The 13,129-nt window shown below is 52.3% G+C and carries 13 protein-coding genes; 6 read left to right on the top strand and 7 right to left on the bottom strand.

All coding sequences use genetic code 11. From position 1 onward, the window contains the following. Window positions 1–13: 13 nt before the first annotated feature. Genes AQULUS_RS09170 through mvaD form a run of 4 tightly spaced genes read left to right on the top strand, consistent with a single transcriptional unit; the run spans window position 14 to window position 5,377 of the window. Entirely contained in the window at window positions 14–1,081 is a 1,068-nt protein-coding gene (locus tag AQULUS_RS09170) for a hydroxymethylglutaryl-CoA reductase (protein ID WP_148339858.1), read from the top strand. Window positions 1,082–1,090: 9 nt separating this feature from the next. Continuing rightward, window positions 1,091–3,427: a hydroxymethylglutaryl-CoA synthase gene (locus AQULUS_RS09165; RefSeq protein ID WP_148339857.1), complete on the top strand. Its 2,337-nt coding sequence runs from the start codon at window positions 1,091–1,093 to the stop codon at window positions 3,425–3,427. Between the two features lie 14 nt (window positions 3,428–3,441). Next, window positions 3,442–4,392 carry a mevalonate kinase family protein gene (locus AQULUS_RS09160; protein ID WP_172622806.1) on the top strand — a complete coding sequence of 317 codons (951 nt, stop codon included), beginning with the start codon at window positions 3,442–3,444 and terminating at the stop codon, window positions 4,390–4,392. Then, complete coding sequence (mvaD, locus tag AQULUS_RS09155; RefSeq protein WP_197737313.1) at window positions 4,379–5,377, top strand: diphosphomevalonate decarboxylase; 999 nt, start codon at window positions 4,379–4,381, stop codon at window positions 5,375–5,377. Before AQULUS_RS09160 ends, mvaD begins: the two co-directional genes overlap by 14 nt. On the opposite strand, the gene AQULUS_RS09150 is transcribed toward mvaD, so the two are convergent. From AQULUS_RS09150 to thiL, 5 genes are all read right to left on the bottom strand, one after another. Then, window positions 5,369–6,955: a hypothetical protein gene (locus AQULUS_RS09150; protein WP_148339855.1), complete on the bottom strand. Its 1,587-nt coding sequence runs from the start codon at window positions 6,953–6,955 to the stop codon at window positions 5,369–5,371. The genes mvaD and AQULUS_RS09150 overlap by 9 nt on opposite strands. Before the next feature lie 113 nt (window positions 6,956–7,068). Next, window positions 7,069–8,454, bottom strand: coding sequence for a cryptochrome/photolyase family protein (locus tag AQULUS_RS09145; protein ID WP_148339854.1), 1,386 nt, complete (start codon window positions 8,452–8,454; stop codon window positions 7,069–7,071). Between the two features lie 6 nt (window positions 8,455–8,460). After that, window positions 8,461–8,871: an EamA family transporter gene (locus AQULUS_RS09140; protein ID WP_148339853.1), complete on the bottom strand. Its 411-nt coding sequence runs from the start codon at window positions 8,869–8,871 to the stop codon at window positions 8,461–8,463. A 10-nt stretch (window positions 8,872–8,881) separates the two neighbouring features. Continuing rightward, complete coding sequence (locus tag AQULUS_RS09135) at window positions 8,882–9,412, bottom strand: phosphatidylglycerophosphatase A family protein (RefSeq protein ID WP_148339852.1); 531 nt, start codon at window positions 9,410–9,412, stop codon at window positions 8,882–8,884. Next, a complete protein-coding gene (thiL, locus tag AQULUS_RS09130; RefSeq protein WP_148339851.1) occupies window positions 9,381–10,337 on the bottom strand; it encodes a thiamine-phosphate kinase in 957 nt (318 codons plus the stop codon). Before thiL ends, AQULUS_RS09135 begins: the two co-directional genes overlap by 32 nt. Window positions 10,338–10,385: 48 nt before the next feature. On the opposite strand from thiL, the gene argE reads away from it, so the two are divergent. After that, window positions 10,386–11,537 (top strand): acetylornithine deacetylase, encoded by a 1,152-nt coding sequence (gene argE / locus AQULUS_RS09125; RefSeq protein WP_148339850.1) that lies wholly within the window; start codon window positions 10,386–10,388, stop codon window positions 11,535–11,537. 198 nt (window positions 11,538–11,735) lie between these two features. Further along, on the top strand, window positions 11,736–11,963 hold the full coding sequence (locus AQULUS_RS09120) for a hypothetical protein (protein ID WP_148339849.1): 228 nt from the start codon (window positions 11,736–11,738) through the stop codon (window positions 11,961–11,963). Between the two features lie 65 nt (window positions 11,964–12,028). Here AQULUS_RS09120 and nusB read toward each other — a convergent pair whose 3' ends face one another. Together nusB and nrdR are read right to left on the bottom strand one after the other, a co-directional pair. Continuing rightward, the gene (gene nusB / locus AQULUS_RS09115) at window positions 12,029–12,514 is read right to left on the bottom strand and encodes a transcription antitermination factor NusB (protein ID WP_232051867.1); all 486 of its coding nucleotides are present in this window, start codon (window positions 12,512–12,514) and stop codon (window positions 12,029–12,031) included. Continuing rightward, on the bottom strand, window positions 12,471–12,962 hold the full coding sequence (gene nrdR, locus AQULUS_RS09110; RefSeq protein WP_148339848.1) for a transcriptional regulator NrdR: 492 nt from the start codon (window positions 12,960–12,962) through the stop codon (window positions 12,471–12,473). The genes nusB and nrdR overlap by 44 nt, the downstream gene beginning before the upstream one ends. Window positions 12,963–13,129 lie beyond the last annotated feature (167 nt).

Below are 13,129 nucleotides of genomic sequence, written 5' to 3'. Positions count from 1 at the left end.
TTTCAAGAAAAATATGCGCTGGCGAGATATATACAATAAGCGGGACGAGGCGGAGTACACAGCTGCGATACCCATGCGCGTGGTTGGTCCGGTCCGGATTGTCAGCGCTGAAATCGATGAAGCAGTTCCGGTCCCTCTTGCAACGCTGGAATCCCCTCTATGGCCGTCCACGCATCGCGGAGCGCGGGTGTGCACACAGGCCGGGGGCATTCGGGCAGTCATCGTGGATGAACGCATGACGCGCTCCATTCTGGTGGAAGCAGATTCGGCTGCGGAACTCCATCAGGTTTATCTGGATGTTCAAAAACATAAAGACAGCCTGCAGGCGCTGGTGCGTGAAACCAGCCGCTATGCCAGGCTGATTGGCATGCACGCCCAGATCATAGGCTCACTGCTGTTCCTGAGATTTGAATTGTTAACGGGGGACGCAGCCGGGCATAACATGGTGACCCTGGCTTCAGACCGCATGCTGGAATGGATATTGAATCAGTATCCCGCATTGCGCTATGTCAGCATTTCCGGCAATTATTGCAGTGACAAGAAAGTGTCCGCCGTGAACGGTATCCTGGGACGGGGTAAAAATGTGGTGGCGGAAGTCACCCTCTCCAGACTATTGTGCCGCCGCTTCCTGAAAACGACACCGGAAAAAATCATTGACCTTAATATCAAGAAAAACTTGCTGGGAAACATAGCGGCAGGCGGCTTGCGCACAGCCAATGCTCATTTTGCCAATATGCTGCTGGGATTTTATCTCGCTACCGGGCAGGATGCCGCGAATATCATAGAAGGCTCGCAAGGGTTCGTGCATGCGGAATTGCGCGGCGATGATTTGTATTTTTCCGTGACGCTGCCCAATGTCATTATCGGCGCGGTAGGAAGCGGCAAGACCCTGGATTTCGTACGGGAAAACCTGGCGCTGCTGGGATGTTCCGAATCCCGCGAGCCGGGACACAACGCCAGACGCCTGGCCGTGATTGCGGCCGCCGTGGTTCTGTGCGGTGAATTATCCCTGCTTGCGGCGCAAACCAACCAGGGTGAATTGATGCGCAGTCATGTGAAACTAGAACGTAAAACCAGATGAGGGAACGCGATGTCAGCTAACAGGGGAAATGTGACAGTCGGCATTGATACCTTGGCCATATATACTTCTCGGTATGCGTTTGAGCTGGCGGAGCTTGCCCGGGCGCGCGGCACGGATGTCGAAAAATACCATACCGGACTGGGTCAATACGTCATGTCTGTTTCTCCGCCGGGCGAGGACATTGTCACAATGGGGGCAAACGCAGCGCGCCAGGCGCTGCAAGGTGTGGAGATCAATGATATTGCCCTGTTTTTATTCGCGACGGAGTCTGGCATCGATCAATCCAAGGCGGCGGGGTTGTTTGTCCACGGCTTGCTGGGGCTGCCGTCCCGCTGCCGTGTGGTTGAGTTGAAACAAGCCTGTTACAGTGGAACAGCCGCCATACAATTGGGTCTGTCTTTCCTGCGCGACCATCCGGAAAAAAAAGTATTGGTGGTGGCTTCGGACATTGCCCGCTACGGGCTGGCCACATCCGGCGAATCATCACAAGGCAGCGCAGCGGTCGCTCTGGTATTGTCAGCGGACCCGCGCGTATTGGCGGTTGAGCCGGAATACGGTGTCGCCGCGGAAAATGTCATGGATTTCTGGCGTCCCAACTATCTGCACGAAGCCCTGGTTGACGGCAAATATTCCAGCAAGCTGTATCTTGTCATGCTTGAAAAAAGCTGGCAGCACTATCAGTCGGAATCCCGGCGGGAATTTTCGGACCATGCATATTTCTGCTATCACACGCCGGTTCCGCGCCTGGTGGAAAAAGCGCATCAGCATTTACTGAAAATCAATCATCAGCAGAATCTGCCTGTGGAAGACACGCAGCGGCAGATCCAATACGCGCTGGAGTACGGGCGCAAAACCGGAAACAGTTATTCAGCGTCACTTTATCTCGGCCTGGCTTCCCTGCTGGATCATGCGGAAGAAGATCTTGGCGGCAAGCGCATTGGTTTTTACAGCTATGGCTCAGGCTGTGTGGCGGAATATTTTAGCGGGACGGTGCGTCCGGGATATCGTGGCGCGCTGCACAGCGTGTACCATGCGGAATTGCTGGCAAACCGCAAACGCCTGAATTATGAGGAATATGAACAGTTTTTCAGGTTTAGCTATGCCGAGGATGGCTGTGAGCAGGAAATCCCCTTGTATGATACCGGCGGGTTCCGGCTGGCCCGGATGCGGGATCACAAACGTGTCTATGAAGTCGTGGAAGAGACGCAAGCGCGCAGCCAGCAGACTGAAAGGTGCGCATCCAGTGACGCCAGTGAATCGGCGGAAAGTGTTTTGACGGTTGGCAGGACACTGCGCCGCGCGCGCGCGGCGGTGTCCCGAGATGAAAGAAACACCATCAGGGTGATCGCGCCGGGGAAGCTGATTTTGTCTGGCGAACATGCTGTAGTCTATGGCAGTCCCGCGCTGGCCATGGCAGTCAACCGCTATGTGACCGCGACGGTGACGCGCGAGCAAGTGCCCCAGGTGTTGTTCGATTTGTCGGACTTGTCTCATCGCAGCCGCTTGAGTGTTGACGCTCTCCACCATCTGAAGAACAAGATCAAGCAGAAATATTATCGATTCATACGCGGTGATTTCAGCATACGCGATGTTTTGCAAAAACCCTTCGAGCTGGCCCAGTTTGCTATCGGCATGTTGACGGAATCACTCAATCTCACTTTGCCGCATGGCGTGAAAATACAGGTGCAGTCTGATCTTCCCATTGGCTGCGGCATGGGGTCATCCGCTGCGACCATCGTCAGCGTGATGCAGGCGATTTCGAGTTATATGGAATTACCGGTTCCGCAAGAGCAGTTGTTCAAACTCGCCCTGGAAGTTGAAAACATGCAGCACGGATATTCAAGCGGCCTGGATTTACGAGTGGCCATGCAGGGCGGATGCATTTACATGCGCGGACAAACACTGGAACCGCGTTCCATTCCGTCGCTTCCCATGTATCTCATTAATACAGGTTCGCCGGAATCGTCCACGGGGCATTGCGTTGAAAGCGTCGCGCCTTATTTCAAATCTGGCCGTCTGGGGGAGGAGTTCACTGCTGTGACAACAGCCATGGACACCGCCTTGAAACAGCAAGCCTGGCGCGGCATGCAGGAAGCCATACGCGGCAATCATCGGTTGCTGACAGACATAGGCGTTGTGCCGGAACGGGTACGGAAATTTGTTTCGTTGGTGGAAGCGGCCGGCGGCGCAGCGAAGATTTGCGGCGCGGGATCGGTGACAGGTGACAAGGCTGGCGCGGTGTTGGTCGTGTCTGATGATCAGCAATCACTGGCCTCGCTTAGCTCGCGTTTCGGCTACAATGTGATTCCCATTTCATGCGAGCCCAGAGGCGTTTATGCTGCCTGAGCGCGAGGGATACCATGCAGATTAAGGCATCCGCGCCAGGTTCCATGATGCTGTTGGGCGAGTTTGCGGTGCTGCATGGCAAGCCTGCGCTGGTCTGCGCTGTGAACAAAAGGATTTCCGTTACTCTGACAGCAAGGCCCGATACCGAAATCCGCATTCATTCATCCCTGCACGGACATTACGCCGCGCAGCTGCAAGATGTTTATATCGAAAAACCGTTTCATTTTGTTCTCGGAGCCATCCGGCATTATCGCCGATATCTCAAACGCGGTTTTGACCTGCAGATTGAAACGGAGTTTTCTGACCGGGTGGGACTGGGATCTTCGGCCGCGGTCACGGCGGCGGTGCTTGCGGTGCTGTCTGCCTGGCTGGACATGCGTATCACACCGCTTGAACTGGTGCGGCGCGGCCGCAGTGTGATCCGGCGGATTCAGGGAACGGGGTCAGGTGCGGATATAGCGGCGTCAGTCTATGGCGGAATGATCGCTTATCATCCTCAGCCATTGAAAATCGAAAAATTTTCTGTCACTCATCCTGTCACTGCGCTATATGCAGGATTTAAAACGCCCACAGTGGAAGTCATACAGCGTGTGCATACTCATTTTTCCGCCTTCCCCAGACTTTACAGGCATCTTTGTCAGGGCATCGGACGGTGCGCCGCAGAAGGCGTGCGGCTGGTCAGAAGGGAAGATTGGACGGGCTTGGGGATGCTGATGAATACACAACAGGGATTCATGGACGCGCTGGGTGTGAACACTCCGCTTTTGCATGACATGATTACTGAATTGCGCGGCCAGGAAGGCATTGCCGGCGCCAAAATATCAGGTTCCGGACTGGGCGATTGTGTGATTGGATGGGGAGAGTTGCCTGACAGTTATCTGTATTCAGGTTCGGCACAATATCCCGGCGTGCGGCGCATTCCTGTTTCCATGACACCACAAGGGCTGTATTGTGAAAAAATCTGATATCGTTGGCCAAATTATCAATGCCCGAGCGCTGCGTGAACCTGTCCAGGCGCGAGGGGCGGCGTTTGCGCCCACGAATATTGCCTTGTGTAAATACTGGGGCAAGCGTGACACGGAATTGAATTTGCCAATGACGTCTTCTCTTTCCGTCGCCTTGCCCGGCAAGGGTTCGCATACTGTCCTCACTCTCAGGGGTGCAAACGATGACAGAGTCATTTTGAATGGAAAAACATTGCCCGCGGATAGCGCGTTCGTGAAACGTCTGTGTGATTTCCTGGATTTGTTCCGCGAAAAAAAATCATGGCATCTGCAAGTTGACATTACCATGAATATTCCCGTCGCCGCCGGGCTCGCTTCTTCGGCCTGTGGCTTTGCCTCGCTGGTTTCAGCCTTGAATGACTTGTTTGGGTGGGCGCTGCCCGCGCGCGAGCTGTCGATACTTGCGCGGCTTGGCAGCGGCAGCGCGTCAAGATCATTGTGGAACGGGTTTGTGATGTGGCATGCCGGCGCGCGCCCCGACGGCATGGATAGTTACGCGGAACCGCTGAAAGCGGAATGGCGCGACATGCGTGTCGGCATACTTTCCATCGCCACTCGCGAGAAACCGGTATCATCCCGCGAAGCGATGCGGCAGACGGTTGAAACCAGTCTGTTGTACGCGCGCTGGCCTGAGACAGTCGCGCGTGACATGTTGTTGCTGAAGAGTGCGCTGCAAGATAAAAACTTTTCATTACTGGGACGCACCGCGGAATCCAACGCGCTCACCATGCACGCGACCCTGTTAAGCAGCTGGCCGCCGGTTTGCTATCACTTGCCGGAAACCATCGCGGCCATGCACAAGATCTGGGATATGCGCCGTGAGGGCGAAGAGATATATTTTACCCAGGACGCCGGACCCAATCTGAAATTATTGTTCCTGGAAAAAGATACAGACAGAATCGTGGAACGGTTTCCCGAGGCGGAAATCATTTCGTTATCAATATGAGACGCGCTGGATTTTACGATACTCCGCCAGCCATTCACCTACTTCCGGTTCTTTCTCCAGCGTGCCCGCGCTTTTGACTATTTGTGATTTCTCGCAGATATCCACATATTCCTTGACGGCGTGATCAAGGTTAATGATGTGCGGCTGATAGAGCGGCTGGACGCTCAGCTTGCGCGCGAATCTCTGGTTGTATTCGGTAAACTCGTAGAGAATGTTTTTTAATACTGTGTCGCCATTAAGCGAAAGCCAGTCACGAAACTGTGGAAGTTTTGTTATTTCTGACTTGAACGCGCGCAGACGTTCAGCCTGATGCTGAACCAGCATGTCAACAGTGCTTTGATTTTCATGCTGTGATTCCGGGCGTATATGCAGCGTGCAAATGCTGCGGTAGGTTTCATCATTCGTCAGCAGGAATTTCAGCAAGGTGGAGAATTTATGATGAATGAATACCGGGTGTTTCGCCAGGCGCTGATATAACGAATTATCCTGGGACGGGAAGGCGTTATTGGAGGTTTTGAAAAATTTTGACGCCGCCGAAATGAAGGCTTCAGGAATAAACCTGACTGGTATGGTGGGCCAGTAAAATGGTGCGGCGTCTTTGAGATTGGGAAAATTAAGGATATCGCAGGCCGTGACCGGGAACCTCGCGGCGGGATCCCTGAACGTCCAGTCAATCGGTCCCGTTTTTTTAAATTTGTAAGTAATCGGCCAGGGAGACATGTCAAAGTCGATTCGCTTTCCATCCTTGGACATGTTGCCGGTGTGGCAGTCGTCTTCTTCAAAGATATAACTGGTCGTCAGTCCGATGGCGAGGCCTTTGATGGTGCGGTAATTGCGCAAGTCTTTCGCTGTCACCGGGATGACGCGTCTGGTTTTTCCTCCGCTCCCTTGCAGGCTGAGCCCTGTGCCTCCCGGGTCCGGAAGAATGTATTCAAAGATAACATGCGGGCCCGGTTTGTTGTCCAGGTCGAGATTTTCCAGTCTGGCTCTTTCATCCAGCGCATCCATGTCTTCAATGCTGATGTGGTTTAACGCTTCGATCGGCAGGTCTTCCTCCCTGAGCGGGTCGTCAAGCGCCGAAACAAATCCCGGAACGGCTTTTGACAGGACGCCGATATACTCGAATTTATCATTATAAATGGCCCGGGCGGACGGACTGTGATGCGGCGCGATCAAATGATAAAACCCGCAGCTCGCGGCTTCTATCTCATACATGAAGTTGTCTAACGGGCCGCATTTGTTTTGTTTGAAAAAATAAGCCTGGTTTTTCAGGGCATTCAATTTCTTTCTGATCTTTTTTTTCATCATGAATATATCGTGAAATGAACGCGAAAGATTCACGGATGCGGCGGCATAATCTGAAATGCAGCGGTTTTTTAAAGGGATGGGAGGCAGTGGTAATTTCATCACAGGAATATGCGGGATTGAGGAAATGGATGTCTTCCGGTCATGATCGTGGCTGTCATCCGCGCTGACGGCGGCAGTCCGGGCTGTGCCGTTATCAGAGAGAAGCTGTCTCAAAACTCCGGTCGTGCCGCGAATATCATCCGTGCTGTTGGGGATACGGCTGAGAGACATCCTGTATTCTCCACCATGCTTTCTTTCACCTTAGCAAGCAAAGATTAAGAAAATCTTATGTGGGTCTGTCAGGTGGTTCCCGGATTGTTCATGAATGCATTCACCCGCGGCGGTTAACGTGAGCGGCTTAGCTGATAGACGGCCTTGGCTTTTCCACTTTCAATGGCGTGATCGACCAGGGGGTGGGGGTAATTGGTCATTAGAGCGCCTGATTGTCTGTACAAGGTATGAATCACATCGGGAGGCTGCGCGGCGAGTTCAGGGATCCATCGTTTGATATACAGGCAATCCGGGTCAAATTTCTTTTGCTGCAGCCAGGGGTTGAAAATCCGAAAGTATGGCTGGGCGTCGCATCCGGTTGAAGCGGCCCATTGCCAATTGCCGTTATTGACGGCGGGGTCGTAGTCGACCAGCTTTTGTGCAAAATATTTTTCTCCCCAGCGCCAGTCTATATGCAAGTCTTTCACAAGGAATGACGCAGTGATCATCCGCGCGCGGTTATGCATGTAACCGGTGGCGTTGAGTTCCCGCATGCCGGCATCGACAATGGGAAATCCGGTGCGTCCTTCACACCAGGCGCGAAAATGTTTTTCATTGCGGCTCCACTCGATATGCGCGAACTTTTCCTGGAAGGCATGTCCGAAGACACGAGGAAAGTGAAACGCGATGTAAGTGAAAAAGTCCCGCCAGAATAATTCCCTGATCAGGGCATGATCTTTGTCCGACTGATTTGCCAGCGCAAAATAAAATTCCCGGATGGACAAGGTCCCGAATTTGTTGTGCGCGGATAATCTTGAAGTGCCGTTCAGGGATGGAATATCACGCGTCAGCGTGTAGTCCGTGAGCGCGCAGGCTTTTTGCAGCAGCGTCAATGCTTCTTTCCGGCCGCCTTTGACCGCGAGGACGGGATTCTGTTTGCGTGAAAGTTTTTCCAGCGTGCTTTTATCTTCCGCGGTCAGTTTGCCTTGATAATAGTTGTCGCGCTTGTTTTTCCGCGGCGGCTGCACAGACATGGGCGCGGCTTTGTTAAGAAAGTGAGTGAAGACGGTGTAGGCGCCGCCATCGGGTTTTTGTATTTCTTCCGGTTCATGCAGCAAGACATCGGCAAAGCAGTGATAGGCAACGCCATGGGCGGCGCAGGTTTTTTCAATCTGATGGTCTCTTGCCTTGCTGAAGGGCGTGTAATCACGATTGATAAACACCGCCTGAATGTCTTCAGACGCGATTAACTGCTGTATCACTTGTTCCGCGATGCCGTAAAAACAAAACAGACGGGTGTGTTTGTCGCGCAGCCGCGCATCCAGTTCTTTCAGGGACTGCGCCATGAACTGGATGCTGTTATCGCTCTTATAGTCATTCAGTTCTATCTGTCTCTTGTCAAATATGAAACAGGGAATGACCTGGTCTGACAAATCCAGAGCGTGAGCAAGACTGGTATTGTCATCCAACCGCAAGTCGCGTCGAAAAATATGCAGGGCGAGACGGTAGGGTTTTGCCATGGTGGTTCATTGTGACATCAGGAAAATGGCGGCCAGCGCGAGCAATATGCCAATAAACTGTTTGGCGTTGATGCCTTCGCGCAAAAGAAAATAGGAAAGCACAATCGTCACCAGCGGATACAGCGCGGTCAGGGTCACGACGGTGATAAGTTTTCCTTTGTCTGCGGCAATAAGATAAAAAAGGCAGCCCACGCCGTATGCAACGCCGGTGAGCAAGCCGAAGCTAAGGCCTTTCATGTCTGTCGCGGGTTTGAAATCCAGCATGCCCAGGGTGATGAGGCCGACCAGCAGCACGCCAGCCGTTTGAAAAATGAGCGCGCTTTTGGAATCAATGTGTGCGATCGCAAGCTTGGAAAATAATCCCCACAAGCCAAAGCTGAACAGGGCGAGAATTGCCGGCGGCAACCATTGCGTCATTGCAAATACCTCAAAAAATGAAGGAACAAAGTTGAATCACAGCGAAAGCGAACAATCCCGCGACTATATCATCCAACACCATGCCAAAGCCACCATGGACTTTTTGGTCCAGGAGATGGATAGGCCAGGGTTTCCAGATGTCAAACAGCCTGAAGAGTAAAAACCCCAGAACGATCCAGAGCGGTCCAGGCGGCGCATGGATCATGGTGACGAAGAATCCTGCAAACTCATCTATGCACATACCGGGATGGTCGTGTGAGTGAATTTCACGGCTGACGCGGTCGCAAATCCAGGAACTCGCTGCGGCGAACAGAATGACGAAGATCAGAAAAGCTGTTTGCGGCAGCGGCTGCAAGATCAGGTAAAACGGGATGGCTAGCAGGGTGCCAAATGTTCCCGGCGCGACCGGCACGGTTCCGCTGCCAAATCCGAAGGCGGCAAAATAAAGCGGGTCGCGCCACACTTTTTCCGGAATGGGAGGTGAAACGCGGGAACGGGATTTAAGTTTGTCAAAAATGCTGGTAACCGAAAATCGGGCCATGGTAAGGGTTTCCATTTTGATAGCGTAATTCCAGTCCTGGCTGACGGGTGATTTCACCAATGCATGTCAGACGGCAGGGAAAGGAGGGTAGTCGTTCAAGAGTGCCGCGCAATTCCGCGGGCAGGGTAAAGCATAATTCATAATCATCGCCCGCCGTTAGCGCGAGTGTAATGGCTTCCGCCGGTGCAAGAGTGCAGGTAGACGCTTCTGATAAAGGTAATTGATCAGGGTATATCAAGGCGCCGGCATGACTGGATTCCAGTATATGGCCAAGATCCGCAGCCAATCCGTCAGAAATATCAATCGCAGCACTGGCCAGGAAACGCAAGATTTCACCCGCCATGATGCGTGGTTCGGGTCTGTTCAACCGCTCCAGTATCCAGGGTTGATAAGAGACATCCAGGGTGATTCCTTGCTGCAAAAACCTTAATCCCAGGCCTGCATCACCCAGTGTGCCGGTGACATAAATGAGGTCGGTCGGTTTTGCGCCCGATCGCAGCAAGGCTTTGCCTATGGGAGCGTAACCTAAAGCCTGTACGGTAATGGAAAGCGGGCCGCGCGTCAGGTCTCCGCCTATCAACTGGACTGAATACCGGTCGGCGAGAGTGAAAAATCCGTCGCAAAAGGATTTTATCCAGTCTGCACTTTCTTGCGGGAGGGTCAGCGCCAGTGTGACCCAGGCTGGCGTAGCGCCCATCGCTGCGAGATCGCTTAAATTGACGGCCAGCGCCTTGTGGCCGATATCATAAGGAAGAGTTGTTTCAGGAAAGTGCACGCCAGCGATCAAGGTGTCAGTGGTGATGACCAGCTCACTGCCCGGCGCAGGCTGGACCACGGCTGCATCGTCACCGATTCCCACGCGCACATCGGGACGGTTTTTTGCTCGCGCCGCGAAGTATTTGTTTATGATATCGAATTCTGACATGGGGTATAGTATACGGGTTTTTGAACGGTTCTGTTACAGGTAATCCATATGAGCACACTGGAATGGCTTAAACGCCTAATCGAATTTGACACGACTTCCCGCAATTCCAACCTGGAACTTATTTCCTGTGCGCAGGCATGGTTTGAACGCCATCATTTACAGACCCGGATTACCCGTGACCCCCGCCAGGCGAAAGCGAATTTGTTTGCCACCTTGCCGGCGCAAAACGGTTCGGTAGACGGCGGCGTGATTCTATCCGGGCATACGGATGTGGTTCCTGTTGACGGCCAGCAGTGGGATACGCCTCCTTTCACCGCTGTTTTGAGGGATGATAAAGTATACGGCCGCGGCGCCTGTGACATGAAAGGTTTTTTGGCGGTTCTGCTGGCGCTCGTTCCGGAGTTTGTCAGGCTGAAATTATCCCATCCCGTGCATTTTGCTTTTTCCTATGACGAAGAAGTAGGCTGCCTGGGGGCGTCTGTCATGATTACAGACTTGCAGCACGCGGGGATTAAACCGGCCGCCTGTATTGTGGGTGAGCCTACGAGCATGCGGCCGGTTGTGGCTCATAAAGGGGTACAGGTTTTTCGCTGCCGGATCAGGGGGCGGGCGGCTCACTCTTCCCTGACGCCGCAAGGCTGCAACGCAATTGAATATGCTGCGAAACTGATTTGTCACATACGAAGTCTCGCGGATGAATTTAACCGGGAAGGGCCGTTTGACCGGCATTTTGATGTCCCTTTTACCACTGTCTCCACCAACATGATACAAGGCGGCCATGCCCGCAACATTATACCGGAGCAGTGCGAATTCTTTTTTGAATTTCGTCATCTGCCCGGCATCCAGCCTCGCAGTGTGATTGACAGGATTACTGCGTATGTTCAGGAAGCGATACAACCACAAATGCAGAAGGAATACGGGGATGCGGGCATAGAAATAGACGCGGTCGCTGCCGTGCCGGGTTTTGAGGCTGGAGACGACGCGGTGGTATCCTGGCTCGCGCGCGCGGCTGGTCTTGAAAACGAAATACGCAAGGTGGCGTACGCTACCGAGGCGGGACTGTTTCAACAGGCGCATATTCCGGTACTGGTATGCGGCCCGGGCAGTATCGAGCAGGCTCACCGCGCGAATGAATTTGTCACGCTGGATCAGCTGGCTTTATGTGAAGATTTTCTGCGCAAAGTGGTCAAGACGTTTTGAATATCTTCAATTCAAAACGCATTTTCTTTGAATCCGGTTATAAAAATGCGCCTGCTAATCATGCCGCCAAGTCTAAGATTTTCTGTTTGTTACATATCTTAATTGCTTGCTTACGCCGCGCATAATGGTAATATATTGACCGTTTTTAAGAGTATTGAATATAAATATAATCACATAATTTATTAAACGAGGTGTGGCATGCGCAGCAGAGTATTTGAAGTGGCAACGGAAACCGTTGAAGTAGCTGTCAGACCGTCAAGAGGCACTGGAACGTTACGGTATCAGAATCTCAGGTTTTACTCCGGATTAAACCTGGCTGATCAGGTGGCAGAGTTGCTCAACCTCGATGACGCTAAAAAAGAAGCATCAGAAGAAGCCGAACATCAGGCCGAGGCTGTGAATAAAGCCTCACCAGGAGGTTTCTGAGCATTTGTAAGCCCAGGGGCAAGGAGATATTGGCACGGTTCAGTAACGCTCTCCGCAAGGCAGGATTATTTGTCTCTGCCCATCTTGATTTCGGTGATGCGGTTTTTTTTCGCAATCCTGTCCAGAATATCATTCACAAATTTATGCCCCTCTATGGATCCGAATTTTTTTGTCAGTTCCAGGGCTTCATTGATAATGACGCGGTAAGGCACATCTGGCCGCTTCATTAGTTCATAAATGGCGAGGCGCAGCACGCCCAGTTCTATCGGGTCAATCTCATGCAGGGGGCGGCCAAGATAAGGCTGCATTTCTTCGTCTATCTTGTGCTGGTAACGGGGAACACCGTGTATGAGTTCCTTGAAGTAATCCAGGTCCAGTTTTTTATCAATGTGATAATGCAAAAACTCGGATTCAATATCGGTGATCGAAGTTCCTGAAAGCTGCCATTGGTACATGGCCTGCAGCGCGTAACGCCGCGCATTATGCCGAGCAACCGGATTGATGGCGTTATTTTCTGGAGTGGCTTGGCCTTGCTTTGGTTCGTTTGGCATATCGTGTCAATCTGCTAATTTCTCTACGGAATTCATCAATATCTTGAAAACAACGATACACCGATGCAAACCGGACGTAAGCCACCTGGTCGAGTTGATGCAGTTCTTCCATGACCCACTCACCGACTTGTGAAGAGGGTATTTCCCGCTCGCCGCTAGTCATGGCTTTGCGGATGATCCTCACAATCGCAGTCTCGATCTGCTCTACGCTGACAGGGCGTTTTTCCATTGCGCGCAACATTCCTGCCCGCAGTTTGTCCTCGTTAAATGGTGACCGCCGGCCGTCACGCTTGATGATGCGGGGAAGAGATAATTCCGCTGCTTCATAAGTCGTGAATCGCTCTTTGCAATCAGGGCACTCGCGCCGTCTTCGGGTCTGATTACCTTCCCGGATCAAACGCGAATCAATTACTTTCGTGTCACCTGCATTACAGAATGGGCAGTACATCGTTATTCAAGTTTTTAAAACTTTATAATGTGCAAAGTTTATCCTGTTCTAATGAAAAAAGGTAGTTAAATATTTAAATTTTTGGTGAAAAATGCGATTTTGCAAGAATATTCAACGGTGGCGACGCTATCCGTCTAACGGCTCTGATCAGGCGGACAGTGCGACAG

It is taken from the genome of Aquicella siphonis (assembly GCF_902459485.1).
Taxonomy (GTDB): domain Bacteria; phylum Pseudomonadota; class Gammaproteobacteria; order DSM-16500; family DSM-16500; genus Aquicella; species Aquicella siphonis.
Note: the sequence above shows the minus strand (reverse complement) of the source record. Positions and strands in the feature narration are given on the sequence as shown.